The 24,075-nt window shown below is 60.3% G+C and carries 24 protein-coding genes; 11 read left to right on the forward strand and 13 right to left on the reverse strand.

Annotated features, from left to right (window positions below):
* Positions 1 to 13: 13 nt before the first annotated feature.
* The 4 genes from PMI36_RS18315 to serC form a co-directional block, all read right to left on the reverse strand.
* Positions 14 to 1,195 carry an aspartate aminotransferase family protein gene (locus PMI36_RS18315; protein WP_008070846.1) on the reverse strand — a complete coding sequence of 394 codons (1,182 nt, stop codon included), beginning with the start codon at positions 1,193 to 1,195 and terminating at the stop codon, positions 14 to 16.
* Between the two features lie 24 nt (positions 1,196 to 1,219).
* A complete protein-coding gene (locus PMI36_RS18310; RefSeq protein ID WP_008070848.1) occupies positions 1,220 to 2,065 on the reverse strand; it encodes a YggS family pyridoxal phosphate-dependent enzyme in 846 nt (281 codons plus the stop codon).
* Positions 2,065 to 3,318, reverse strand: a complete 1,254-nt coding sequence (locus tag PMI36_RS18305) for a benzoate/H(+) symporter BenE family transporter (protein WP_008070850.1) — start codon at positions 3,316 to 3,318, stop codon at positions 2,065 to 2,067. Before PMI36_RS18305 ends, PMI36_RS18310 begins: the two co-directional genes overlap by 1 nt.
* Positions 3,319 to 3,442: 124 nt before the next feature.
* On the reverse strand, positions 3,443 to 4,525 hold the full coding sequence (serC, locus tag PMI36_RS18300) for a 3-phosphoserine/phosphohydroxythreonine transaminase (RefSeq protein WP_008070855.1): 1,083 nt from the start codon (positions 4,523 to 4,525) through the stop codon (positions 3,443 to 3,445).
* A gap of 135 nt (positions 4,526 to 4,660) precedes the next feature.
* Between serC and pdxR the strand changes: the two genes are divergently transcribed.
* The gene (pdxR, locus tag PMI36_RS18295) at positions 4,661 to 6,157 is read left to right on the forward strand and encodes a MocR-like pyridoxine biosynthesis transcription factor PdxR (protein ID WP_008070858.1); all 1,497 of its coding nucleotides are present in this window, start codon (positions 4,661 to 4,663) and stop codon (positions 6,155 to 6,157) included.
* On the opposite strand, the gene PMI36_RS31690 is transcribed toward pdxR, so the two are convergent.
* Positions 6,154 to 6,330: a hypothetical protein gene (locus PMI36_RS31690; protein WP_008070860.1), complete on the reverse strand. Its 177-nt coding sequence runs from the start codon at positions 6,328 to 6,330 to the stop codon at positions 6,154 to 6,156. The genes pdxR and PMI36_RS31690 overlap by 4 nt on opposite strands.
* A gap of 30 nt (positions 6,331 to 6,360) precedes the next feature.
* The gene (locus PMI36_RS18290) at positions 6,361 to 7,659 is read right to left on the reverse strand and encodes a serine hydroxymethyltransferase (RefSeq protein WP_008070862.1); all 1,299 of its coding nucleotides are present in this window, start codon (positions 7,657 to 7,659) and stop codon (positions 6,361 to 6,363) included.
* A gap of 260 nt (positions 7,660 to 7,919) precedes the next feature.
* On the opposite strand from PMI36_RS18290, the gene PMI36_RS18285 reads away from it, so the two are divergent.
* The 7 genes from PMI36_RS18285 to PMI36_RS0129490 all read left to right on the forward strand — a co-directional run bounded on the left by PMI36_RS18285 (position 7,920) and on the right by PMI36_RS0129490 (position 13,948).
* The gene (locus tag PMI36_RS18285) at positions 7,920 to 9,134 is read left to right on the forward strand and encodes an MFS transporter (RefSeq protein WP_008070864.1); all 1,215 of its coding nucleotides are present in this window, start codon (positions 7,920 to 7,922) and stop codon (positions 9,132 to 9,134) included.
* A 158-nt stretch (positions 9,135 to 9,292) separates the two neighbouring features.
* Positions 9,293 to 10,255 carry an AurF N-oxygenase family protein gene (locus PMI36_RS18280; protein WP_008070866.1) on the forward strand — a complete coding sequence of 321 codons (963 nt, stop codon included), beginning with the start codon at positions 9,293 to 9,295 and terminating at the stop codon, positions 10,253 to 10,255.
* A complete protein-coding gene (locus PMI36_RS18275) occupies positions 10,252 to 11,313 on the forward strand; it encodes a 2Fe-2S iron-sulfur cluster-binding protein (RefSeq protein WP_008070868.1) in 1,062 nt (353 codons plus the stop codon). The genes PMI36_RS18280 and PMI36_RS18275 overlap by 4 nt, the downstream gene beginning before the upstream one ends.
* A gap of 37 nt (positions 11,314 to 11,350) precedes the next feature.
* Positions 11,351 to 12,061 carry a glutamine amidotransferase gene (locus PMI36_RS18270; protein WP_008070870.1) on the forward strand — a complete coding sequence of 237 codons (711 nt, stop codon included), beginning with the start codon at positions 11,351 to 11,353 and terminating at the stop codon, positions 12,059 to 12,061.
* 78 nt (positions 12,062 to 12,139) lie between these two features.
* On the forward strand, positions 12,140 to 12,508 hold the full coding sequence (locus tag PMI36_RS18265; protein WP_007985036.1) for an antibiotic biosynthesis monooxygenase family protein: 369 nt from the start codon (positions 12,140 to 12,142) through the stop codon (positions 12,506 to 12,508).
* Positions 12,509 to 13,020: 512 nt separating this feature from the next.
* Positions 13,021 to 13,509, forward strand: coding sequence for an AAA family ATPase (locus PMI36_RS18260; RefSeq protein ID WP_008070872.1), 489 nt, complete (start codon positions 13,021 to 13,023; stop codon positions 13,507 to 13,509).
* Positions 13,502 to 13,948, forward strand: a complete 447-nt coding sequence (locus tag PMI36_RS0129490; protein ID WP_008070874.1) for a MarR family winged helix-turn-helix transcriptional regulator — start codon at positions 13,502 to 13,504, stop codon at positions 13,946 to 13,948. The genes PMI36_RS18260 and PMI36_RS0129490 overlap by 8 nt, the downstream gene beginning before the upstream one ends.
* 220 nt (positions 13,949 to 14,168) lie before the next feature.
* On the opposite strand, the gene mqo is transcribed toward PMI36_RS0129490, so the two are convergent.
* The 6 genes from mqo to PMI36_RS18230 all read right to left on the reverse strand — a co-directional run bounded on the left by mqo (position 14,169) and on the right by PMI36_RS18230 (position 19,992).
* Positions 14,169 to 15,815 carry a malate dehydrogenase (quinone) gene (gene mqo / locus PMI36_RS18255; RefSeq protein ID WP_008070875.1) on the reverse strand — a complete coding sequence of 549 codons (1,647 nt, stop codon included), beginning with the start codon at positions 15,813 to 15,815 and terminating at the stop codon, positions 14,169 to 14,171.
* Positions 15,816 to 16,132: 317 nt separating this feature from the next.
* Positions 16,133 to 16,843, reverse strand: coding sequence for a GNAT family N-acetyltransferase (locus PMI36_RS18250; RefSeq protein ID WP_008070877.1), 711 nt, complete (start codon positions 16,841 to 16,843; stop codon positions 16,133 to 16,135).
* 59 nt (positions 16,844 to 16,902) lie between these two features.
* Positions 16,903 to 17,472, reverse strand: a complete 570-nt coding sequence (locus PMI36_RS18245; RefSeq protein ID WP_008070879.1) for a YceI family protein — start codon at positions 17,470 to 17,472, stop codon at positions 16,903 to 16,905.
* 187 nt (positions 17,473 to 17,659) lie between these two features.
* On the reverse strand, positions 17,660 to 18,040 hold the full coding sequence (locus PMI36_RS18240) for a nuclear transport factor 2 family protein (protein WP_008070881.1): 381 nt from the start codon (positions 18,038 to 18,040) through the stop codon (positions 17,660 to 17,662).
* Between the two features lie 153 nt (positions 18,041 to 18,193).
* Positions 18,194 to 19,453, reverse strand: coding sequence for a cation:dicarboxylate symporter family transporter (locus tag PMI36_RS18235; RefSeq protein ID WP_008070882.1), 1,260 nt, complete (start codon positions 19,451 to 19,453; stop codon positions 18,194 to 18,196).
* Positions 19,454 to 19,566: 113 nt separating this feature from the next.
* Complete coding sequence (locus tag PMI36_RS18230; RefSeq protein ID WP_008013629.1) at positions 19,567 to 19,992, reverse strand: VOC family protein; 426 nt, start codon at positions 19,990 to 19,992, stop codon at positions 19,567 to 19,569.
* Positions 19,993 to 20,112: 120 nt separating this feature from the next.
* On the opposite strand from PMI36_RS18230, the gene PMI36_RS18225 reads away from it, so the two are divergent.
* Entirely contained in the window at positions 20,113 to 20,988 is an 876-nt protein-coding gene (locus PMI36_RS18225; protein ID WP_008070883.1) for a LysR substrate-binding domain-containing protein, read from the forward strand.
* Between the two features lie 26 nt (positions 20,989 to 21,014).
* Here the strand turns inward: PMI36_RS18225 and PMI36_RS18220 are convergent, their stop codons facing one another.
* Positions 21,015 to 22,346 (reverse strand): aminotransferase-like domain-containing protein, encoded by a 1,332-nt coding sequence (locus PMI36_RS18220; RefSeq protein WP_008070885.1) that lies wholly within the window; start codon positions 22,344 to 22,346, stop codon positions 21,015 to 21,017.
* Positions 22,347 to 22,434: 88 nt separating this feature from the next.
* Here PMI36_RS18220 and PMI36_RS18215 point away from each other — a divergent pair, with 88 nt between their 5' ends.
* Together PMI36_RS18215 and PMI36_RS18210 are read left to right on the forward strand one after the other, a co-directional pair.
* On the forward strand, positions 22,435 to 23,331 hold the full coding sequence (locus PMI36_RS18215) for a DMT family transporter (RefSeq protein WP_008070887.1): 897 nt from the start codon (positions 22,435 to 22,437) through the stop codon (positions 23,329 to 23,331).
* 145 nt (positions 23,332 to 23,476) lie between these two features.
* On the forward strand, positions 23,477 to 24,022 hold the full coding sequence (locus tag PMI36_RS18210; RefSeq protein ID WP_008070889.1) for an Hsp20/alpha crystallin family protein: 546 nt from the start codon (positions 23,477 to 23,479) through the stop codon (positions 24,020 to 24,022).
* The last annotated feature ends 53 nt before the right edge of the window (positions 24,023 to 24,075 follow it).

Genomic DNA, 24,075 nt, shown 5'->3' on the forward strand with positions numbered 1-24,075 from the left:
CTTGGTCAAGAATTCAAGCGGCAGGTGACAGCAGGCGCGTGATGCGCGCGGCGATGTCGTCGATCTGTGCGTCATCGCAGATCAGCGGCGGCAACAGGCGCACGGTGGTGCCCCGTGTGACGGTGATCAGCAGACGTTGTTCTTCACGGGCCCGGCCGACCAGTTCGGCGCACGGGCCATTGAGTTCAATGCCGATCATCAAGCCGATGCCGCGAACGGACACCACCTCAGGATGGTTGCCCAGCGCCAGCTTCAAGGCCGCCAACAAGCGGCGGCCCGAGGCGGCAGCGCGTTGCGGGATGTCATCGCGCTGCATGATGTCGAGCACTGTGCAGCCCACGCGGCACGCCAGCGGGTTACCGCCGAACGTGGACGCATGGTGGCCGGGGGAAAACAGCTCGGCGGCCTTGCCACGCGCCAGGCACGCGCCGATGGGGAAACCGTTGCCCAGCGCTTTGGCCAGGGTAATGACGTCCGGCTCGATGCCCGCATGCTCAAAGCCAAACCAGGTACCGGTGCGGCCCAGCCCGGTCTGCACTTCATCGATCATCATCAGCCAGTCGTGTTCATCACACAGTTGGCGCAGGGCCTGCAGGTAGCCGGCAGAGGCGACGTGCACGCCCCCCTCACCCTGCACCGGCTCGACGAGCACCGCGACGATATCGGGTGACTGCGCCGCGACCTGGCGAATCGCTTCGATGTTGTCGAAAGGCACTCGCACAAAGCCCGGCATCAGGGGCTCGAAGCCGCGATGCACGGCGGGGTTGCCGGTGGCGGCGAGGGTGGCCAGGGTGCGCCCGTGAAAACTGTTGTCCATCACCAACACTTGCGGCTGGGTCACCTGCCGGACGTTGGCGTGCAGGCGGGCCAGTTTGAGCGCCGCTTCGTTGGCCTCCGCTCCGGAGTTGCAGAAAAACGCCCGTTGCATGCCCGAGAGCAGGCACAGTCGTTCGCCCAATTGCTCCTGCCATGGGATGCGAAACAGGTTGGTCGTGTGCAGTAACACCGTGGCCTGTTCGGCGATGGCCGCGGCAATTTCGGGGTTGGCATGCCCCAGGCTCGTCACCGCCACACCGGCGATGGCATCCAGGTATTCAACACCCTCGGTGTCCCACAACGAGGCGCCCTGGCCTCGGCTGAACGAAACCGGTTGTCGGGCTGAGGTGTGCATGAGGTAAGCGGGTGCAGCGGACATTGCGGGCCTTCCTGTAGAGGGGGATCAACGGCTGGGAGTGATCGACAACAACGTGCCTTCACTGAGGGGGTGGGCATCGGCGGTCGGCCAGTAGTACGCATCCGGCATGGCTCGGGCACCGAAGATCGCCTGTCCGACGCGCACCACGGTCGCGCCCTCTTCAATGGCGATTTCGAAGTCACCCGACATGCCCATCGACAGCTCTTGCAGCGACACCCCATCAGGGGCGCAATGACGCAAGCGGTCGCGCAATTCACGCAGCCGGACGAAGCATGGGCGCACCCGCACCGCGTCGGCCGAGAACAGCGCCAGCGTCATCAACCCGCGAACCCGCAGTGTCGGGAACGCTGGCATAGTCTCCAGGAAAGCCGCCACGTCATCGGGAGCCAGCCCGTACTTGCTGGCTTCGCCGGAGGTATTGACCTGGACGAACACGTCCATCTGCCGACCTTCAATGCGCAGGCGACGGTCCAGCGCCTCGGCCACCCGCAGGCTGTCCAGGGCCTGGAACTCGCTGGCGAAGCGTGCGACCTGCTTGGCCTTGTTGGTCTGCAAGTGGCCGATCACCGACCATTGCAGGTCTTGCAGGTCGGTCATGGCTTCCCACTTGCGCTGTGCTTCCTGCACCTTGTTCTCGCCCAACAGGCGGCAACCGGCGGCATAGGCCAGACGCAGATGAGCTTCATCAAAGGTTTTGCTGACCGGCAGCAAGCGCACACCGGCCGGGTCCCGCCCTACCCGACGGCACGCCTCGACAATGCGTTGCTGCACGGCGGCCAGGTTGCGGTGAAAGTCTTCGACACTGTCGGCCTGTGGGTAACGACCATGGCGCGCATGCAGGATGTTGAGGTCTTCGGTTTGATCAGGCATCAGTTGGCCGCTCCTTTGGTGGGCACTGCAACAAGTTCGGCCTGTGGGACAGCAGTCTTTTCACGACGCGGCAACTGCCCATTGAGCACGGCGTAGGCCGCCAGGCCGATGACCAGCCCCCAGAACGCGCCGCCGATGCCCAGCAGGGTGATATTGGCCGCGCAGGCTAGGAAGGTGATCAGCGACGCTTCCCGCGATTTCACGTCCGCCATGGCATTGGCCAGGCTCGCGCCGAGGGTGCCCAACAGGGCCAGCCCGGCCAGGGTGGTGATGAAGGTCGCCGGGAAGGCCATGAACACCGCCGCCAGGGTCACGCCGAAAATCCCCACCAAGATGTAGAAGATGCCCGCGGCCACACCTGCGATCCAGCGCTTGGACGGATCTTCAGACGCTTCCTTGCCAGTGCAGATGGCGGCCGTGATGGCCGCGATGTTGAAGGCATGGGAACCGAACGGCGCCATCAGCAAAGAACCCAGCCCGGTCACGCTGAGGATCGGGTTGGCACTGGTGTTGAACCCGTCATTGCGCAGCACCAGCATGCCCGGCATGTACTGCCCCGTGAGGGTGATCAGAAACAGCGGCAACGCCACGCTCAACAACGCATTGACCGAGAACTCAGGGCGTGTGAACACCGGTGTCGCAAACTCCAGCGCCAGCCCCATGAAATCCACGCGCCCCTGCATCAGCAGAAAGCCAAGCCCCAGCACCAGAATGCCGACCACCGCATAGCGCGCACTCAAGCGCTTGAACACGATGTAGGCGCCGATCAACACCCCGACCAATAACGGGTCGACGCTCATGCTGGCGAACGCACCGATGCCGAATTGCAACAGGATGCCGCCCAACAAGCCCGCTGCCACACCGGGCGGGATCAGGCGAACGGCTTTTTCAAAGTAGCCGGACACGCCCAGCAGCACGAACGCTGCAGCCGAAATCATGTACGCCCCGATGGCCTCGGCGTAGGGTGTGGTCGCCAAGGCGACGATCAAAAAAGCCGCCGCCGGGGTCGACCAGGCGGTGATGATCGGCTCGCGGCTCACCCAACTGAGGAACAGCCCGGTCACCCCTACCCCGATCGACACTGACCAAACCCACGACGCCGTCAACTCAGGGCTGAGCCCTGCGACCTTGGCGGCCTGAAACACCAGGATGAAGGTGCCGCCGTAATTGACGATCACCGAAATCAGCCCGGCAACCACCGGGTGCAGCAGGTCCCGCAGACGCAGGGACGAAAGGAATTGAGTAGATGACATAGGTCTTGGCTCCTTGCTGGACGATGTAATCCGGCCGCTGGTAAGCGGTCATTTATAGCCGTTGAATGGCAGGTTTTACCCCTACGCTTTACCGCAGCAGACCAGACCACTTTGCGCGGTCGGCTCAGCCATGCTCGCGCGCAAACGCGTTCATGAAATCGCACAACGCCTCGACCGCCGGCACTGAAACGGCGTTGTAGAGGCTGGCGCGCAGGCCGCCGACGCTGGCGTGACCTTTGAGGCCATTGAGGCCGGCCTGCTCGGCGCTCCGCAAAAAGGCCTTTTCCAGAGCCGCCTCGGCCAACCGGAAGGGCACGTTGTTGATGGAGCGATACGGTAACTGCACAGGGTTGCGATAAAACCCGTCACTCCCATCGATGGCGCGGTACAGCATTCCCGCCTTAGCCTGGTTGCGCTGATGCAGGGCCTGCAGACCGCCGCTGTACTTGATCCACTTGAGCGTCAAGCCGGTGAGGTACCAGGGGAAGGTCGCCGGGGTATTGAGCATCGACTGCGCGTCGCTGATGCGCGCGTAGTTGAGAATGTCCGGGGTAAAGGCATGGGAACGCTCCAGCAACGCCGGGTCCACGATGACCACCGTCAACCCCGCCACGCCCATGTTTTTCTGCGCGGCGGCATACACCAGCCCATGCCTGGCGATGTCGATCGGCTTGGACAGCAGGCTTGAACAAGCATCGCACACCAGCGGCGCGTCGCTCGCGGGCGTGTCGATGAACTGCACGCCGTGCACCGTCTCATTCTCGGTGTAGTGCAAGTAGGCGGCGTCGGCGTTAAGGCGCCAGTCCGAGGCGTGGGGGACGCGGTCGAAACCGGACGCGTGGGTACTGGCAACCACGCGCACATCGCAGTAGCGCCGTGCAGCCTCGATCGCCTTGCCCGACCAGAGGCCGGTGTGCAGGTAATCCGCCGTGCCTTTATCGCCTATCAGGTTCATCGGCACTTGAGCGAACTGCAACGAGGCGCCCCCTTGCAGGAACAGCACTTTGTAGGCGGGCGGCACCCCGAGGATATCGCGCAGGTCCCGTTCGGCCTCGCGGGCCACCGTCATGAACACCTGCGAACGATGGCTGATTTCCATCACGGACATGCCGGTGCCGGCAAAATCGAAAAACTCCTCGTGCGCCTGAGTGAGGACGTCCAACGGCACCGCGGTGGGGCCTGCGCTGAAGTTGTGTGACCGAGCCATGGTTGAGTAACTCCTGTTCAAGAACGCTTGCCCTGTGCGTAATCACCGAGGTAAAGCCTTGGGTGGCGAGGGCCAGAGTCTACGGATAAACTGGCCTGCCTTTACCTGCCAATTCATGGAAAGAGAGCAGACCACATGGCAAAGACCTTCGAGCTGGAAACCCTGAAGATGCGCCTCAACGACGCTGAGTTTCAGCTGCTGGATTTGCACCAGCGGATCCAGCGTGCGTTGCGTGCGCTGATACTCGACGGCGCCCTCGGCCCCGGCTTGAAACTGCCCGCCACGCGGGTGCTGTCCAAGTCACTGGGCTGCGCCCGCGACACCGTTGAGAACGCCTATGTGCAGTTGCATCGGGACGGGTTTATCGTGCGCCGCGAAGGCGCCGGCAGTTACGTCTGCGACACGGTGGGCGTCGAATTGCGCGGTGCCGGCCGCCGACGCCTCAAGGCTCAGGAAGTCAGGAGCAGCGTCGCCGCACCGGGCGCCGAACTCAGCCAACGCGGGCGGATGATCTTCGACACCGGCGGCGTGCGCGATCAGCAAGTCATCAAGGCATTCGCCACCGGCCTGCCGGAAACCCGCAGCTTCCCGACGGATGTCTGGGAGCGTTTGCAGCGCCAGGTCATGAAGGACTATCGCGCGAACGTGCTGCTGCATGGCGATCCACAAGGGGCCGAGCCCCTGCGCAAAGCGATTGCCACCTACCTGAACCTCGAACGCGGCGCCAAATGCTCCCCCGACCAGGTGCTGGTATTGAGCAGTACGCGTCAGGCGTTGTATCTGTGCGCGCAGTTGCTGGTGGACGCCGGCAAGCCGATTCTGCTGGAAAACCCCGGCTATTACGGCGCCCGCAAGGCCTTCGAAATCGCCGAAACCAAGGTGCTGCCCATTGATGTCGATGAACGGGGCATCCGCACCGACCTGCTGTACGCCGACCGCAGCGGCGCCAATTGCGTGTATGTCACGCCTTCGCACCAATACCCCACCGGCGCGACGTTGCCGCTGGAGCGGCGTCTTGAGTTGATCAATTGGGCGGCGCAAAAACGCAAGTGGATCATCGAGGATGACTACGACAGCGAGTTCCATTACGACGGGCAACCCACGGCGTGCGTGCAGGGCCTGGACAAGTATCAGCGCACGCTCTACATCGGCACGTTCAGCAAGACCCTCTACCCCGGCCTGCGCATGGGGTATATGGTGCTGCCCTCCGAGCTGGTCAAGCCCTTTGCCTATGCGCGCAGCATGATGGACGGCCACACTCCGCAAATGCTGCAACTGACGCTGGCGCGCTTTATGGAAGACGGCCATTACAACGCGCATGTCCGGGCCATGCGCAAGCTGTATGCCGGACGCCGGTCGATCATGCACGATGCCATCGGCAAGTACTTGAGCACGGTGGTCACCGCCGAACTGCCGCCGGGCGGGCTGCAAATCCCCTGCTTGCTGAAAGCCGGATGGTCCGAGGAAAAAACCATCCGCCAAGCCGCCACTGCCGGCGTGCAACTGTCCGGCCTCAGCGGCTTGTACGCGGGCGACCCGAAGCAACAGGGCTGGCTGCTGGGCTACTCCTCCCTGACCGCGTATGAAATCGAAGCCGCCATGTTGCGCCTGGCCAACGCCCTGAAAATCTAATGGCCCAGCGCATAGTTCATCAGCAGCTGCTGGGCCTGGGTGGCCATCCGCGCACGCCTGGGCAGCTTGGGGCATTCAACCGCGGTGACGGGTTGAGGCTTGGCGGTGGCGAACAGTCTGAACCGTGACGTGCGGGTGGCCGCCAGACGGCCGGTGGGGATGATGCCGGGCATTGGAATTCCTTTTCAAAAAAGCGCAGGCGGTTAATACGGCAACCTGAAACGCTTGGTCAGGTCGCTGATGCCTTCACGAATCGAGCGTTCAGTGCGGCCGTCGAGGGCACCGCTGCGCAAACCACCGAGCATGGCCAGAATCATGTCGCCGATCTCCCTGAATTCATCGACCCCCATGCCACGCGAAGTGCACGCCGCACTGCCGAGACGAATGCCGGACGTCACGGTGGGCTTGACCTCATCGCCGGGCACGACATTTTTGTTCACGGTAATGCCGATTGCCTCCAACACACGCTCGGCGACATTCCCCACCAGGCCCCAGGGCCGCAGGTCAATCACCCCCAAGTGACAGTCGGTGCCGCCCGACACAACCAACAGCCCACCTTCAGCCAATCGGCCGCACAAGGCCTGGGCATTGGCGACCACGGCGTGGGCATAAGCGCCGAAGGCCGGTTGCAATGCCTCGCCCAGCGCCACGGCCTTGGCCGCTATGGTGTGCATCAGTGCCGCGCCCTGCAGGCCGGGGAATACAGCCGCATTGATCTTCTGCGCAATGGCCTGCTCATTGCACAGGATCATCCCGCCACGCGGACCGCGCAACGTGGCGTGGGTGCTGAGGGTGGTGACGTGGGCGAACGGCACTGGAGACGGATACGCACCACCCGCGACCAGCCCGGCGACGTGGGCGATGTCGGCCATCAGGAACGCACCCACCTCGTCGGCAATCGCACGAAACCGGACGAAATCCAGCGCCCGTGAATACGCCGAGGCCCCTGCGATGATCAGGCGTGGGCGTTCTTGTCGGGCGATCTGCTCGACCTGATCCATGTCGACCCGATGGGTCACCGGGTGCACCCCATAGCTGAGGGCCTGAAACCAGCGCCCGGACAAGTTGAACGCAGCACCATGGGACAGGTGCCCACCGGACTTGAGGTCCAGGCCCAGGATCTTGTCCCCCGGCGCCAGCAGAGCCAGAAACACAGCCTGGTTGGCTTGGCTGCCCGAATGGGGTTGCAGGTTGGCATAGGCACAGCTGAACAGTTGCCTGGCCCGCTCGATGGCGAGTTCTTCAATTGCATCGACATTGCAGCAACCGGCGTAATAGCGACGCCCTGGGTAGCCCTCGGCATATTTGTTGGTCAGCACCGACCCTTGGGCCTCGAGCACCGCACGACTGACCACGTTTTCGGCGGCGATCAGCTCGATTGACTGCACCTGGCGCTGACGCTCGGCGTCGATGGCGCGCCACACCTCCGCGTCCACCTGGGGCAGCGCAACGCCACTGACCCCTGGCAGCGCGTGGCCCTCCCGATAAGCGAAATGCGGCATGGTCACTCCCTGTGTAAACGTCCGATAACACGCCGCACTACCCTAGCCGCCCACGGACCGACCAGCCATACCAGTTCGTGCCGACGTTGCAGACCACTGCGCTCAATGCCGCTGCCACGCGTCTACGCAGGGGCAGGCGTCGCGAAATCGCAGCCATTCAAAGTGGTCTGATGGACTCATCGGTAATGGACTATCGCGCAAGACCATCGCCTCATTAAGCTCTGCGCCGGTTTTGCCATGCTCATCACACAGGTTTCGCCATGACGATTCGTATCGGGTTGTTGCCTCAGGTCGCCGCAGCGCACTTTGTCAGTCATTTGCACATCATGGTGCTGGCGGCGCTGTTCCCCCTGCTTCCGGCTTTTTTCAACGTGGATTATGTCGAGCTGGGCCTGGCTTTCAGCCTGTTCAATATCGTCACGGCGCTGGTACAGGCGCCCATGGGGTTTGCCGTGGACCGCCACGGTGCCAGGCGCTTGCTGTTGGTCGCGCTGGCACTGGGCAGCAGCAGTTTCCTGCTGATTGCACTCCTGCCCGGCTACACCTGTTTGTTGATCGGCATGGCGCTGGCCGGCGTCGCCAACGCCATTTATCACCCGGCCGACTACGCCTTGCTGTCCCGACACATTGACCCCGCCCACATCGGCAAGGCGTTCTCCGTGCATACCTTTGCCGGTTTCCTTGGCGCGGCCGTGGCCCCTGTGTTTTTGCTGGGTATCGCGGTGGCGAGCAACCCGGCCATGGCCTTCGCGGCGGCGGCACTGGTGGGGTTTGTCGCGCTGGCGCTGTTGTTGATCCCTGGCTCCGCACTGACCCGGGTCAGTCGCGTGCATCCCGCCGCCGACCCGACACCCCTCGGCGCCCGTCGCCTGTCACTGCTCTCGCCTATGGTGCTAAGCCTGACCCTGTTGTTCGTGCTGCTGAACCTGAGCACCGGCGCGATTGAGAAGTTCTCGGTCGCCGCCCTGATGCAAGGCCAGGGCGTGGCCTTGACCTGGGCCAACTCGGCGTTGACCGCCTTCCTCTTTGCCAGCGCCTTCGGCGTGCTGGCAGGGGGAGCCTTGGCCGACCGGACCCGCCGCCATGGCGTAGTGGCAGCCAGCGCGTTTGCCTTGGCCACCGTGCTGATGCTGCTGGTCTCCACGGCACGCTTGAGCGAGCCGGCGCTGCTGGTCGTGCTGGGGACTGCGGGTTTCCTGACCGGGGTGATCGCACCGTCCCGCGACATGCTGGTACGTGCGGCCGCCCCGAAGGATGCCGAAGGCAAAACCTTCGGCATCGTCTCTACAGGTTTCAATATCGGTGGCGCCATCGGTCCCGTCGGGTTCGGCTGGCTGCTCGACCAAGGCCACCCCGACGCAATTTTCTGGGCCAGCGCCGCCTTCATGGGCCTGACCGTTGTACTGACCCTGATGCAGGAGCGGTCCTTGGCCAGGACCCGAAAAATGATGGCACTGCAAGTGGCATTCAAGTGACCTGGGTCAATAGCCCCAGCGTGTTTTTGCCGCAGACTTGTAGGGCACCGTCCCGCATTGATTGCGCTGCCCCTCCCCCGCTTGTGCGGACCCGTTATTTTTGCAAGGACTGCACGGTAAACCCGAACACCAATAGTCGATTTCCTTGGAGTTAAAACATGGAACGTTTGAATTGTGGTACCGATGACGTGGTAAAAAACATGCTGGCCAAACTATCCACGCTCTGGAAAACCCGCGCCGCCGTCAACAACCCGCAACCGAACTACTGGGGCCTCGCCTTTGATGCCGACAAGCACGACTTCAGTCTGTCGCTGCTGCCGTTTCGTCATCACCAGGCCTGGCTCGAAGCCCCCCAGGACTTGCAATCCAAATGCCTGTCCTACGCGTGGGGCATCTACAACCTCAAGACCATCTACATCGAATGCAATGTGGTCGTCCCTGCCTGCGAGGACACTATCAAGACCCCGCCGCCGAGCAACAACCGCGCCCTGCTGCAGGACGTGATGTCTCAGGCACTGCTCGACGAAGCCCTGCACACGCGCATGTCCATCATGGCCTGCAACTATATCTATGACATGCGCAAACTCACCCCGCTGGATTTCAGCGCCTTCAACCTGGTGACCTGGCGCGAGACCCTTCTGGCCAACTGCACCGCCGAATGGGAGCGACGCCTGACCCGCTTCGGCGTCGCGTGCGCCAGCGAAACGCTGATCACCGACTACCTCAAGACCATGGCCGAAGACGCCAGCATTCAGGCGGTGTGCCATGAGGTCACGCGCACCCATGCCATGGACGAGTGGAGCCATTCCAGCGTCTTCAGCTTCGTCGCTTCCGACATCGTCAATGGCCTTAGCCGCAAGGAACGCGAGTACCTGCGCTCGATCATCCTGCGCACGGTGCAGATGTTCGCCAATAACGAAATGGGCGCATGGTCCACCGTGTTTTCTATGCTGGATTTCCCCCATGCCGGCGAGATCCTGCATGACGTGGGCGACAACAACGAAATCAGCGTCTACACCGACTCGCTCGAAGCCCTGATAGACCGGATCGGCTTGACCGGCAACGGCCTCAGCAGTGCCGAGCATGCCATTGAAACCTTAGGCGAGAAGGCCCGCGCATGAACTCCATGACGTCCCTCCAGGCCCTGTGCGAACACGTGAGCATTGAAACGGCCAATGTAAAAGTCTTCACTCTGCGCGCGTTGGACGCATCCGCCGAATTCCTCGACAGCCTGGAGGCAGGCAAACACGTGGCCCTGCATACCGCTGACATGGCGGGCACCCATCACCAGCGGCTGTATTCGATCACGCGCAAGCGCGGCGCCGACCGGTTCGACATTGCGGTCAAGCGCGAAGGCCATGGCGGGGTTTCGGACCAGTTGCACGCTATGCTGCAAGCCGGCTCGACCACCTCGGTGCGGTTTGTGGCGGGTGATATTTCGCTGGAGTCGGTTCTGGGTTGCCGACAGGTCGGCATGCTCGCCGGCGGCATCGGCATCACCTTGCCGATTGCGTTGCTGCGCGGCCTGGTCGAGCGCGCGCGACGCGGACTGGAGGTGCCCGATGTGAGCCTGCTGCTGTCTGTGCCGACCGTCGCCGAGATTCCGTTTCTACATGAGTTGCTGGAGCTTGAGCTGACCACATCGTGGTTCTCCTTGCAGGTGTTCGTCACCCGCGAAGCGGTCAACAACAACGGGCACTTCAGCGCCGGTCGTCCCCAAGCCCAGGACCTGAGCCGGCTGGGTAACCCCGAGAGCGTGGTGATCTGCGGCAGCCATGGCTTCGCCCAGGGCATGCGCGAACACACGCTGGCCATGTTCCCCGCCAGCCGCTTGCTGATCGAGTCATTCACGCCACCGGCCGCGCCGGTCACCGCCGCACAGACCGAGGCTCAGACCGACACGACGCTGCGCCTGTACTTGAACCACAACGATCAGGTGCTGGAGCCACCCGCCGGCAAGAATTTGCTGGAGATGCTCGAAACCAGCGGTATTGCGGTGCGCAGCCTTTGCCGCGCCGGCATCTGCGGTCACTGCCGGCTGAAGGTGTCGGAGGGTCACTACACCCTTGAGCCCGACTTTTGCCTGACGGACAAGGACAAGGATGAAGGCTACGCCCTCGCCTGCTGCACCTTCCCGCAATCCGGGACGATCAAGGTCGAACTCACCACCACGGCATGAACCGTTACCGTCCTTACTTCAACAACTGGGTTTTTCCATGAAAACTGCCATTGCATTGCGCCACATTCACTTCGAAAACGTTGGCACCCTGGATGCCGTTCTGGCCGAAGAAGGCTATACGCTGATTTACCTGGACCCTACGGTCGACGCCATCTACAGCGAGCAGGTGTTGCAGGCCGACTTGCTGATCATACTCGGCGGCCCTATCGGGGCCCATGACGAGCAGCTGTATCCGTTTTTGCACGACGAATTGAAGCTGGTGCGCCAGCGCGTTGCGTCCGGTAATCCCCTGCTGGGCATCTGCCTCGGTGCGCAATTGATCGCCCGGGCCATGCACGCCAACGTCTACCCGATGGGGGTCAAGGAGATCGGTTTTTCACCGCTGACCCTGACCGCGGCCGGCCGGGACTCGCCGCTCGCCGCGCTGATGGACACCCCCGTGCTGCACTGGCACGGCGACCAGTTCGATGTGCCGGAAGGCGCTGTGCTGCTGGCCAGTACCCAGGTGGGTGCTCATCAGGCGTTCGCCGTGGGCAACACGATTCTCGGCCTGCAATTTCACCTCGAAGCCGATACCGCCAACATCGAGCAATGGCTGGTTGGCCATGCCAGCGAACTGGCACAAACCGGCATCGATCCTGTTGCGTTGCGGAGCGAGGCCATTAACCTCGGCGACCGCCTGACCCGCGCTGCGGGCCACGTCATGCGGGCCTGGCTGAACAACCTGGGCACCCCGATAAAACACTAAAGGCGGTCGGGCAACCTCCCCCGCATTTGCACCGTGTAAAACCACCTGAAAAATACCGTCAAGGATGAGGAGTCAAAAATGATCGTAGTTTTGTTTGAGTTGCAGGCACTGCCAGGCCAGGGCGAGACCTATGTTGACCTGGTCAACAAGCTGACCCCGCTGCTTGAACCCATGAGCGGGTTTATCTCCGTCGAGTGCTTTCAAAGCACGCTGAACCCCAAGAAGGTGATGTCGGTCACCACCTGGCGCGATGAGGAAGCCGTGGTGCAGTGGCGCAACGTGACAGCCCACCTGTCGGCCCAGCGCGCCGGGCGCGACAAAATCTTCGATGACTATCGCGTGCGCGTGACATCGGTGATTCGTGATTACGGCCTGCGTGATCGCGAACAGGCACCGTACAACGTAGTGGTCGACGGTGAACCCGCCACGGCTGCCGCGGTGGTATAACGCCGTATTCTCGTCAGCTGCACAGGGGCGAGAGATTTATTGTCGGTGGTTGTGGTGAGCCGGCTCACCACAACCCGCTCATCACCCGAGGTTTCGGCGTGTTCGAATGCATCGGTGAAGGTGGGACGGACTATCTATAATGGGTCGATGGTGTAAAGACGTTTATGAGTGCGACAGGTACTCAAAACTGGACTGGAAATCGCGCGTCTACGCGAAATCCACATCTGCTGACGTGCTGATGAATTTCAGATTTAACGTAGACGCGCACACTTCAATTTTGGGCGAAGCGTTTTTACACACTCTGGGCCAAAAGCAGCCTTTATGGTCCTCGCTACACATTGCGCCGATCTCAAAGGTGCCAATCATCTAAGGTGTGGGGCAGCGTCTGGTCGAATCACTGTTCACTTACCACTTTGCAGGAAAGCAGTTTTTTCAAAACGTTCTGTGGATTGACAACGCCAGTCTTACGTCTAGATACTGTATAGGTAAAGTACCTAGAAACAAGGTGACAGATGAACGCCGTACACATCATTTTCGGCCCTCTCGGGGCCGGTAAGTCGACACTAGCTCGGCAGATAACGGCCCAGCTAAACGCTGTCAGCTTCTCGATTGATGAATGGATGCAGCGTCTATACGGCCCAGATCTGCCTCAGCCCCTTAGCCTGGAATGGGTGCTTCCCCGTGTTAGACGTTGCGAGGCGCAAATATGGGAAACGTGCGTGCAGGTTCTAGCGTCGGGCAAGGACGTGGTGCTGGATCAAGGCTTTATGACGAAAGCAGACCGCACTCAAATCCGACTACAGGCCCACAACGCGGGCTATGAGGTGCTTAGCCACTTCGTAAATGCCGATAAGCCGCTACGCCTTGAGCGCGTACTGCAACGAAACCTGGAAAAAGGCGCGGGCTATTCGTTCGAAATAACGGCCCAAATGTTCGAGGCCATGGACGCACGCTTTGAATACCCATCCCCATCCGAACTGAAGGAGTGTTGCAATGTATGACTACACACCGGGTGCGGAAGGCACTTCGCCCTCAACACTTGAACGCTATATCCGCATATCCCGGGCATACACTGCCGCCACTCGGCGTATCGACGCCAAACTCTCCGCCGTGCATGGGTTGAGCTTTAGCGACTTCATGATTCTGCATCATCTTAAGCAAGCCCACGGCGGTAGGCTTCGTCGTGCAGATTTGGCAGAGTGCATGGGCTTAACCGCATCAGCCGTAACCAAGTCCCTTCTGCCCTTGGAAAAAATAGGTTGGGTATCTCGCCAAAGCGATCCCCGCGATGCGCGCGTTGGTTATGCGTGCTTAACCCCCGCGGGCGCGCAGCTCGTTGATGACGCGGTGCTGACTGCAGAGAGTTCGTGCCAGGAAGCTTACCAAGCCATCTTCGGCGAGATGACCGTCACCCTTGAGCCAACCGCCGCGAGAGAGTGATAGGTCGCTAAGACAAGTTACGCATATGCACTCGGGTAACCGAGAAGCATCCGACGGCATATAGGCGGTTTGAGCACCGTATTTTTCCCGCTTCAAGGTCCGCTTCTGGCCCGAAAGCTGAGACGTCGGCCGAAATGAATCTACCCCTTGAAAACCACTCCCCCACAAAAAAGCCCACTGACCGTCACCGATCCAGTGGGCTTTGCGATTACGCTTCTACTTACAAAGCCATATCCGTCGCAGCATTAGCCTTCGGCGCCTTGGCAGGAGCGGCCGGAGCAGCAGCCGGAGCCGCCACCTGACCAATCGCCGGCGGCGGAGTCAGCTCCAGCACCTTAGAGGTGTAAGCCCACTCTTCAGCCACTTTCGCAGGGTTGCTGTTCAGCTGAGTGCCATAGCTAGGCACGATCTGGTGCAGCTTTTCCTGCCAGGCTGGCGAGGCGACCTTGTCCTTGAACACTTTCTGCAGCACGGTCAGCATGATCGGTGCGGCAGTCGATGCACCTGGCGATGCGCCCAGCAGGCCGGCGATGGTGCCGTCAGCGGAAGCAACGATCTCGGTACCCAACTTCAGCACGCCACCAGCGGCTTCATCACGCTTGATGATTTGCACGCGTTGGCCGGCTTGCCACAGGCGCCAGTCTTCGGCTTTGGCGTTCGGGAAGTATTCTTTCAGGGCGTTGAGGCGGTCTTCGTCAGACAGCATCAGTTGGCCTGCAAGGTACTCGACCAGCGGGTATTCCTTGATGCCGACCTTGGTCATTGGCCACACGTTGTGCGTGGTCGTGGTGGTCAGCAGGTCCAGGTACGAGCCTTCCTTGAGGAACTTGGTGCTGAAGGTCGCGAATGGGCCAAACAGGATGACGCGCTTGCCGTCCAGGACACGGGTGTCCAGGTGCGGAACCGACATTGGCGGTGCGCCAACGGAGGCTTTGCCGTAGGCCTTGGCCAGGTGTTGTTCGGCCAGGGTCGGGTTTTCGGTCACGAGGAACGAGCCGCCAACCGGGAAGCCTGCGTATTCCTTGGCTTCAGGAATGCCGGACTTCTGCAGCAGGTGCAGTGCACCGCCGCCCGCGCCGATGAAGACGAACTTGGCGTCGGTTTCGGTTTTGGTGCCGTCTTTCAGGTTTTTGTAGCTGACGCGCCAGCTGCCGTCTTCGTTCTTGGTGATGTCTTGCACTTCGCTAGACAGTTTCAAGTCGAATTTCGGCGTGGTTTGCAGGTGCGCGACGAACTGGCGGGTGATCTCGCCGAAGTTGACGTCGGTACCGATCGGGCTCCAGGTGGCCGCGACTTTCTGGTTCGGGTCACGCCCTTCCATCATCAGCGGAACCCACTTCTTGATGACAGCCGGGTCTTCGGAGTACTGCATGCCGGCGAACAGCGGGCTCGCTTGCAGGGCTTCGTAGCGCTTCTTCAGGAACTTGATGTTGTCATCGCCCCACACAAAGCTCATGTGCGGAGTGGAGTTGATGAACGAACGCGGGTTCTTCAGCACGCCTTGCTGAACTTGCCAGGCCCAGAACTGACGGGAGATCTGGAAGGCTTCGTTGATTTCAACGGCTTTCGGGATCTGGACGTTGCCTTTGTCGTCTTCCGGTGTGTAGTTCAACTCGGCCAGGGCGGAGTGACCGGTACCGGCGTTGTTCCAGCCGTTGGAGCTTTCCTGGGCGACGCCGTCGAGGCGCTCGACCATTTCCATCGACAGACCAGGTTCCAGCTCATTGAGCCAGACACCCAGCGTTGCACTCATGATGCCGCCGCCAATGAGCAGCACATCGACTTTCTTTGCCTCTTCCGCGTAGGCGGACGTGATCCCCATCGACAAAGCCAGCCCCAGCAGGGCCGTGTTCAGTTTCTTAAACATCTGTAGCACCTATGATAAACGCCATCCGCCCTCAATCCTCAACATGAGCAACCCAAGAGTACGGGTACGCAGGCAGCGTGCCGTGGGTTCCTGCATCTACAAGGATTTGAAGGTGGGCACACAAGGCCGACGTGTCTCCATCGACCTCAGTTATATGTCCCTCGTGCACTGACTTTTTATCATTATTGGCTCAGTTACTTGAGCGACATTGATTCTGTCGGACGTCTGTGGACGTACGAACCGAATAAGTCAAACCAAGTTAATGCGACAGAATATCACGCCTCGGCCAGCCTGCGCGCCCGAAAGGACTCAACAGTCTAGTCGGGACGAGACCCGCGCCCGGCGTCTTTGCTCAAACGATCCAGCACAAACGCCTTGGCGTTGCGCGTCATTTGGTCAAGATGCCGGTCGCGTTGCTTCTCCGCATCGATCATCGCCCGCTTGCCGTGTTTCTGCAGCAGGTACGTATGTATCTGCCGCACCTCCAGAGAACTGTAGATAGACGTGACATCCAGTAAGCCCATCAAGCCTTCGGTGCCGTGATCACGGGTGTTCATCAGCACCTGAGTGCCGCGCACGCCCAGCACCTGGAAGCCCATCGATTCGAACCAGGGCACCTTGGCGACGGTGCAGGTGAGTTCGGCATGCGGGTAGCGATCGAGCATGTCTTGCAGCATCGCCCGGGCAACGCCCCGCCGCCGCTGGCTGGCCTGCACCGCCATGTACGCCATGCCGCACGCCTCGGGGTCGTCCTTGACCGGCAGGTACAGCAGAAAGCCGATGACCTGCTCAGGGTCTTCATCATCCGTGGCGACGATCAGTTCGACCGCAATGCCTTTGGCGCCACTGAGCGCTTCGAGGTAGAGATGAACCTCATAGCCCACCGCGTATTGATAGACGTTGTACAACGGGTTGCTCGGCGCGATGCCCACCATGCTGATGTCGGTCAGGTTGTCGACGACCATCTGCAGAATCTGGCTGTTGATGGGCTCTGGGCATGGGGTGGCAAAGTGGGTGAGCTGGGGCATTGCGTTTTAGACTCCGGGTTAAGCCCACTATTGTCACAGATCGAGCCCTCGCAGGAAAATCAACGCTCGGGCGCGACGATGCGGAAGCGGATGTTGATGTCGTTGGAGACAACATTGTCCGCCCACTCCCCTTCGCCGATCTTGAAGTCCCTGCGTTTCACGATGATGTCGCCATCGAAGAGGCCGATGCCCTTCTCCGGCTTCAGCAATACCTTGACCTGCAACTCGCGCGTCATGCCCCTGATCGTGAGGTTGCCGGTGATCAGGTAGCGGTGATTGCCCAGTGCTTTCACCCCGGTCGATTCAAAGGTCGCCACCGGATACTCCGCCGTGTTGAACCAGGCAGGCTTTTGCAGCTCGCTGTTGGCGTCGCTACCCCCGGCGTCGATGCTGGCAAGGTCGATGGTCATCTTGGCGTGGGCCGCGGTGGGGTTCGCCGTGTCGAAATCGATTGTGGCGTCGAACTTGCCGAAGGTGCCATACGCCCTGGAGCCGAACTGGTTATAGGTGAAAGAGATCTTGCTGGCGGTGGTATTCACCTGGGTGTATTCGACGGCGTGGGCGCAGGGCAAGGTGCCGACCAGGAGGATGGCGAGCAATGCGGCGAAACGCGGGAATCGAGGGGGCATGGGATTCTCCGGTTGGAACGCCTTGGGATTCAATCACCGCACAGGTGTGTCAGTGGACTTAAGCAAATATTCGTTGAATACGCTAGGTCCGGGGATAAATGCGATCTGTAGCAGCTGTCGATGGGAAGTCCTCGATGTCGAGGACTTCCCTGCTTTCTTCAAATGGCAACGCCACCAAACCGAAGGATCAGGCGTCCGGATGGGTGTGGTAGATCTTGCTGACGATGGTCCACTTGCCTTCTACCTTCAGCAGGTTGAAGAAGTCGGTGAAGCGGAACCCCGAGACGTTGTCGGTATCGACCCGCGCACTGGCCGCCGTGCCGACGATGTCGATGCGCACGATGGCGGCTTTGGCTTCCGGGGATGGACGGAACGCTGTGTCGATGACGTCGTAGAGATTCTGGATCGCGCCGCCGACGAGCTTGCCGCCATCGACGCCGAACATCGTGGCCTGCTCGTTGAAGGCGGGCTTCATCAGTGCGCTGTCGGCCTTGGCGCCACCTTCGTTGTACTGGTTAAGCACATCGACAATCGCGTTGTATTCCTGAACGTAAGTAAGACTGCTCATTGCATGACTCCTGATAAGTAACGGGATGTGGAACCTGTGGGAGCGGGCTTGCTCGCGAAAGCGGACTGACAGTCGACATGGATGTTGAATGTCATGACGCCTTCGCGAGCAAGCCCGCTCCCACAGGGATTGCGTTTGACTGGAGGATGGTGATCAGGTTTTCTGCACCACCCGGGCTACACCTGAAGGCTCAATGCTGACCTTTTCCCATTTGGCGATGACCAAGGGTGCAATCGCATTACCCAGCACGTTCAGGGTGGTGGTACCGCTGTCGATAATCCGGAAGATGCCGGCAATCAGTGCGACCCCTTCCAGTGGAAGACCGGCCGATGCCAAGGTGGCGGACAGGATGATGATGGCGAAGCCGGGCACGCCGGCAGCCCCTTTGGAGGTCAGCACCATCGTCACCACCAGCAGTATCTGCTGGGACAGCGACAGGTCGATCCCATAGAGTTGCGCGACAAAAATCGTCGCCACGCCGAGGAAGATCGACGCGCCATCCAGGTTGAATGCATACCCCACCGGCACCACGAAACTGACGATACGGCGCGGCACGCCATAGTGTTCCAGCTTGCTCATCAGCTGCGGCATGACCGACGCCGAGGCGGCGCTGGAGAACGCCAGAATCAGCTCATTACGGAAGTACTTGATCAGTTTGAAAATATTCTCGCCAATCAGGTAGCAAATGCCGCCCAGCACCACCAGCGCAAAGACAATCAGTGCCAGGTAAACCACGCCGATCAACTTGAGCAAAGGCAAGAGTGAGGCAAAACCGAAGGTCGCCACGGTAGCGCCGATCATGCCGAATACCCCGATCGGCGCATAAGCCATGACAATACTGACGACCTTGAACATGGCATCAGAGATGCCTTGAACCACCGCCACTACCGGTGCGCTTTTTTCTCTGGGGAGTGAGTTTAATGCCAGGCCAAACAACACGGCGAAGAACAGTACCGAGAGCAACTTCGCTTCCGACATCGCGACGAAAACGTTATCGGGAACGATGTTCTGCAGGATGACGAGAGCGCCCTTCGAAGGCTCCATATTGACCGAAGCAGTGCTGCGGGAAATGCCCGAAATATCAGTGCCCGTGCCGGGCTCGAAGATATTGGCGAAACACAATCCCATCACAATGGCCAGGCCGGTAATCGCGAAGAAATACCCCAGCGACTTGACGCCCATGCGCCCAAACGACTTGTTATCACCGCCGCCGGCAATCCCCAGGATCATGCAGCAGAACACAATGGGAACCACGACCATCTTCATCATCTTGATGAAGATATCGCCAAGGGGTTTGAGGATTTCAGAACTGATCCAGCCTTGATACTGCGGGTGTGTATTGAAGTACCAACCGACGAGCACGCCAAGCAACAGCCCGGCAACTATTTGCCAAACCAAAGGGATACGTTTCATGTCTAGCCTTCTTGTTGGAATGAAAGGACTGCGTTAAGTAGCAGTTGCTAGAGTCATGAGCTTCCAGCTCATTTGAAATCGAATGGCACAACAAGGTTGTGCCATTACTTCTATTACTTGGCGAAGAGCTGGCTCATATCCTTGAACGCCTTGAACTCAAGTGCGTTGCCACACGGGTCGAACAGGAACATCGTGGCTTGTTCGCCGACCTGCCCCTTGAATCGAATGTAGGGTTCAATCACAAACTCGGTACCAAAGGACTTCAGGCGCTCGGCCAGGGCTTCCCACTGCTGCCACTCCAGGATGATGCCGAAGTGCGGAACGGGGACGTCGTGCCCGTCTACCGGATTGCTGTGGACGCTCTCTTGGGAAGCGGTCTTTGGGTGCTCATGAATAACCAGTTGGTGACCGTAGAAATCAAAGTCGACCCACTGCGTACTGGAGCGACCCTCTTGCAGCCCGAACACTTCACCGTAAAAGGTGCGTGCCGCCGCGAGGTCATAAACAGGGATCGCCAAGTGAAAAGGAGAAAGGCTCATCGGAACTCCAATCAAGGTTTTTTTATCGGTTTTGTTTTTGAGAACGGAGCCAATCGTAGAGCTGCAGAACAAACAAAAAAATCAATATATATTTCTTAGAAACACAATTAATATTTGTGAATGATCAAAGAACTGAAAACACTTATCGCCGTTGCACGGGAAGGTACCTTTGCCGCTGCGGGCAACAGGATCGGGCTGACGCAGGCCGCCGTGAGCGCCCAGATGCAGCGTCTGGAGGCCGAGCTGGGTTTCCAGATTTTCGACCGCAAGGGCCGCTCGGCCCACCTGAACAGAATGGGGCACCAGATACTTCTGCAGGCGCAGGAGCTGCTTCGCCTTTATGACAATCTGGGGTCCACCACGGTTGGGTTGCCAGCCAGCGTTCTGGTGAACATCGGCGCCATCGCTTCCGTGCAGCGCTCGTTCTTGCCGGATGCGCTCGCCAGATTTCACCAACAATGTCCGCAATGCCGAACCCGTGTGATCCCGGGTCTGTCGATGGAGTTGGTCAACCTGGTGGATGCCGGCGAGATCGACATGGCGGTGATCATTCGCCCGCCCTTCTCGCTGCAAAGCGATCTGCGCTGGACGACTCTGGCACTTGAGCCCTACCGGCTGATCGTTCCGCGCGATGTGCCCGGAGACGACTGGTTGGCACTGCTTTCCAGCCAACCCTTCATTCGCTACGACCGGTCATCGTTTGGCGGCAGGCAGGTCGATCGTTTCTTGCGGCAGATGCATTTCACCTTGCGTGAAGTGTGCGAGCTGGATGAACTGGAGGCGATTATCAAGCTGGTCGAAAATGGCGTCGGTGTAGCGCTGGTGCCGCAGACGGCGACCCATCAGGATTGGCCGGACGGGGTGCGTGCGCTCGACCTGGGGCAACACACCTTCCATCGTGATATCGGCCTCGTCCATCGGGCTCGGCAAAGTTTTACCGAGCCGGTACGGGTACTGGCCCAACTGATCGTTGAGCAGGTTCAGAGCAGCGCTTGAATCAACTCTGCACGGCCCTCTTCCGATTACGAATAAGCCCCAATCATCCACTTCACTTTTTCCAGCGCCTCGCGCAATGCGCCCATCTCCACGGAGCCCAGCGCCAGACGAAACGCATGCGGGACGTTGACTGAGGTGGCGAACGGTTCGGCGGTGGAAACCGAGATGTTTTCGCGCATCAACGCCATGGCGATCTGGTCGGCTCTAGCGTCTTCCGACAACGGCAGCCAAAGAAAATACGACGAGGGATGGCGAATGCAGCGCAGCCCCGCCAGTACCTCGCCGGCCACGACTTGCCTCGCTTGCGCGTCCTGGCGCTTCTCGGCTTCCAGTTGCATGACGGTGCCGTCGTCAAGCCATGCAGTGGCGATTGCCGTCATCACGCCTGGGGTATTCCAGGTGGTCGCTTTGATCGTGCGCTCCAGCGCGGGCACGTGTTGAAGGGGGGCGACGACGAAGCCGACGCGCAGTCCGGTGGCCACGCTCTTGGAGAGGCCTGATACGTACACCGTTCTCTCAGGGGCGAGGTCCGCCAGCGGTGCGGGGGGATTCTCTGCCAGGAAGGCGTAAGCGGCGTCCTCGATGATCAATAGCCCATGCCGACGCGCAATCGTCACCAGGGACTCGCGCTGATCGGCACTCATCACCCACCCCAGCGGATTGTGCAGGGTCGGCATCGTGTACACGGCCCGCACGCGTCTATGCCGACACAGGCTTTCCAGCGCCTCCAGATCAGGGCCATGATCGAGCACCGGAATGGGCACGATTTCAAGGTGCAGTGAGTCGGCCAGGGCCTTAAATCCTGAATAGGTCAAGGCATCCGCCGCAATCACGTCACCGGGTTGCAACAGCGCCATCATCGTCACGGCCAGCCCCTGCTGGGCACCGGTGACGATCAGCACCTGCTCCGCCTCAACCGCCAGGCCTCGGACGCGCAGATGTCGCGCCACAGAGGCACGTTCATGCGGGCGCCCCGCGTGTGGCTGGTAGCGCAGCAGCGATTCCAGATCGCCGGCCGATGCGAGCTGGCGCAGGGCATTTCGTAGCAGTTCTGCCTGCCCGGGAAGCGCTGGATAGTTGAAATTCAGGTCCGTCATGCCGGCGGCAACGCTATGCTGGTCAATACTCTGGCCCGGCGACCACGAGGTTTCCCTGACAAAAGTCCCCCGCCCCATCTCCCCGCTGACCAGGCCCATGGCTTCCAGCTCCGCGTAAACCCGGCTAGCCGTCACCAGCGCCAGACCTTCCGTTGCCGCCAACTGGCGGTGGGTCGGTAGGCGCGTGCCTGGCAACAGTCGTCCTGAGCGGATATCCGCGGCAAATTCATCCACCAGTGATTTGTAGCGTGAACGAGGCATGCGGAAGTGTATCCATGACAATATTTTGATTGTATTGAGTTTCGTCCATAGGATGCCTCCCATGCAACCCGCATGAAGGGGAACCTCAATGGAACGCACATCGCACCTGCAACACCACACCACGGAAAAGACCGCGAGCGGATGGCTCAACGGGTTCATCGGTGTGCTCATTTTCAGCGGCTCGCTGCCCGCGACACGGGTGGCCGTTCTGGAGTTTGACCCGGTCTTTTTGACGGTTGCCCGAGCCAGTATCGCTGCCCTTCTGGCGCTGTGCATGCTGCTGCTTTTCAATGAAAAACGGCCGGCCAAAAGTGAGCTTCTCTCCCTGGCAATCGTGGCTCTGGGCGTTGTATTCGGGTTTCCGCTGCTGACGGCGCTGGCACTGCAATATGTGACGTCTGCGCATTCCATCGTCTTCGTTGGCCTGTTGCCCCTCGCCACGGCAGCCTTCGGGGTCTGGCGCGGTGGTGAGCGTCCGCGGCCGGTCTTCTGGTTTTTCTCAGTACTGGGAAGCCTGCTGGTGGTGGGGTTTGCCGTCTCCCAAGGCCTGACCGCCTCTCCTGCGGGGGACATTCTGATGTTGCTGGCCATCCTCGCCTGCGGATTGGGCTATGCAGAAGGCGCGAAGCTTTCAAGAACACTGGGCGGCTGGCAGGTGATTTCCTGGGCCCTGGTACTGTCGCTTCCCGTCATGGTCCCGCTGACCTGGTTCCTGGCCCCGCCTTCGCTCTCGGGAATCACCCCGACCGCATGGTTCAGCCTGGCTTATGTTTCGCTGTTCAGCATGTTTCTCGGCTTCGTGTTCTGGTATCGCGGGCTGGCCCAGGGCGGGATTGCCGCCGTCGGTCAACTTCAGCTGCTACAGCCGTTTTTTGGCCTGGCGCTGGCGGCCACGCTGCTGCATGAGCAGGTCAGCCTTGGCATGTTGGGTGTGACTGTTGCGGTGATCCTTTGCGTGACCGGTGCGCGCAAGTTCTCGAGATAGACGGCTCGCCGCCACAAACCGACTGTTGGTTGGCCTGGCGGTCGCAGGAATACTAACCTTTTAAGGTAAGGCCTGAATCTGTCGTGGTGGACCGGCCTCCGAGACGTTCCCGGCCCACCGCAGTGCTCGATAGGAGGAATGAAAAATGGCCAATTTCGAGAAGAAAATGCCGGTGCAGACCGACGGCGAAAAAACCGATCAGCAACCGACGGTGGCAGACCCTTGGCGGCCCCTGGAAAGACTGCGCCAGCAGGTCGATCACCTGTTCGAAGACTTCAATCGTGGCTCGGGGTTGACCCCTTTCCGGCGTGGGCTGTTCGATGTCGAACCGTTCTGGAGTCGGGAGTTTATCGGCCGTAGCCTGCCTGCGGTGGACATTACCGAGAAGGACGAAAGCTTCGAAATCACCGCCGAACTGCCGGGCATGGATCAGGAAAATATCGACATCAAATTGTCCAATGGCAACCTGATCATCAAGGGTGAAAAGAAAGAGGACAAGGAAGAAAAAAGAAAGGGCTATCACCTGTCAGAGCGTCACTATGGCTCCTTCCAGCGGGCGTTCAGCCTGCCTAAAGGCGTCGATGCCGACAAGATCGAAGCGAACTTCAGTAAAGGTGTGCTGAGTATTTCGCTGCCGAAGAAGCCCGAAGCCATGAACGCGGACAAAAAGGTGCAAATCAAATCAAGCTGAATCGCCCTTCGCGCGACAGAAAGCCCCTTGCCGGGAAACCGGCCAGGGGCTTT

The sequence above is a fragment of the Pseudomonas sp. GM79 genome (assembly GCF_000282495.1).
Classification (GTDB): Bacteria; Pseudomonadota; Gammaproteobacteria; order Pseudomonadales; family Pseudomonadaceae; genus Aquipseudomonas.

Excerpts from the sequence above, each read along its gene's own strand:
- mqo (WP_008070875.1), bottom strand. The coding sequence starts at position 15,815 with ATGTTTAAGAAACTGAACACGGCCCTGCTGGGGCTGGCTTTGTCGATG.
- PMI36_RS18280 (WP_008070866.1), top strand. The coding sequence starts at position 9,293 with ATGGAACGTTTGAATTGTGGTACCGATGACGTGGTAAAAAACATGCTG.
- PMI36_RS18235 (WP_008070882.1), bottom strand. The coding sequence starts at position 19,453 with ATGAAACGTATCCCTTTGGTTTGGCAAATAGTTGCCGGGCTGTTGCTT.
- PMI36_RS18315 (WP_008070846.1), bottom strand. The coding sequence starts at position 1,195 with ATGTCCGCTGCACCCGCTTACCTCATGCACACCTCAGCCCGACAACCG.
- PMI36_RS18270 (WP_008070870.1), top strand. The coding sequence starts at position 11,351 with ATGAAAACTGCCATTGCATTGCGCCACATTCACTTCGAAAACGTTGGC.
- PMI36_RS18260 (WP_008070872.1), top strand. The coding sequence starts at position 13,021 with ATGAACGCCGTACACATCATTTTCGGCCCTCTCGGGGCCGGTAAGTCG.
- PMI36_RS18265 (WP_007985036.1), top strand. The coding sequence starts at position 12,140 with ATGATCGTAGTTTTGTTTGAGTTGCAGGCACTGCCAGGCCAGGGCGAG.
- serC (WP_008070855.1), bottom strand. The coding sequence starts at position 4,525 with ATGGCTCGGTCACACAACTTCAGCGCAGGCCCCACCGCGGTGCCGTTG.
- PMI36_RS18285 (WP_008070864.1), top strand. The coding sequence starts at position 7,920 with ATGACGATTCGTATCGGGTTGTTGCCTCAGGTCGCCGCAGCGCACTTT.
- PMI36_RS18215 (WP_008070887.1), top strand. The coding sequence starts at position 22,435 with ATGGAACGCACATCGCACCTGCAACACCACACCACGGAAAAGACCGCG.
- PMI36_RS18250 (WP_008070877.1), bottom strand. The coding sequence starts at position 16,843 with ATGCCCCAGCTCACCCACTTTGCCACCCCATGCCCAGAGCCCATCAAC.
- PMI36_RS18220 (WP_008070885.1), bottom strand. The coding sequence starts at position 22,346 with ATGCCTCGTTCACGCTACAAATCACTGGTGGATGAATTTGCCGCGGAT.
- PMI36_RS18210 (WP_008070889.1), top strand. The coding sequence starts at position 23,477 with ATGGCCAATTTCGAGAAGAAAATGCCGGTGCAGACCGACGGCGAAAAA.
- PMI36_RS18230 (WP_008013629.1), bottom strand. The coding sequence starts at position 19,992 with ATGAGCCTTTCTCCTTTTCACTTGGCGATCCCTGTTTATGACCTCGCG.
- PMI36_RS18310 (WP_008070848.1), bottom strand. The coding sequence starts at position 2,065 with ATGCCTGATCAAACCGAAGACCTCAACATCCTGCATGCGCGCCATGGT.
- PMI36_RS18275 (WP_008070868.1), top strand. The coding sequence starts at position 10,252 with ATGAACTCCATGACGTCCCTCCAGGCCCTGTGCGAACACGTGAGCATT.
- PMI36_RS18245 (WP_008070879.1), bottom strand. The coding sequence starts at position 17,472 with ATGCCCCCTCGATTCCCGCGTTTCGCCGCATTGCTCGCCATCCTCCTG.
- PMI36_RS18240 (WP_008070881.1), bottom strand. The coding sequence starts at position 18,040 with ATGAGCAGTCTTACTTACGTTCAGGAATACAACGCGATTGTCGATGTG.
- PMI36_RS18290 (WP_008070862.1), bottom strand. The coding sequence starts at position 7,659 with ATGCCGCATTTCGCTTATCGGGAGGGCCACGCGCTGCCAGGGGTCAGT.
- pdxR (WP_008070858.1), top strand. The coding sequence starts at position 4,661 with ATGGCAAAGACCTTCGAGCTGGAAACCCTGAAGATGCGCCTCAACGAC.
- PMI36_RS18305 (WP_008070850.1), bottom strand. The coding sequence starts at position 3,318 with ATGTCATCTACTCAATTCCTTTCGTCCCTGCGTCTGCGGGACCTGCTG.
- PMI36_RS31690 (WP_008070860.1), bottom strand. The coding sequence starts at position 6,330 with ATGCCCGGCATCATCCCCACCGGCCGTCTGGCGGCCACCCGCACGTCA.
- PMI36_RS0129490 (WP_008070874.1), top strand. The coding sequence starts at position 13,502 with ATGTATGACTACACACCGGGTGCGGAAGGCACTTCGCCCTCAACACTT.
- PMI36_RS18225 (WP_008070883.1), top strand. The coding sequence starts at position 20,113 with ATGATCAAAGAACTGAAAACACTTATCGCCGTTGCACGGGAAGGTACC.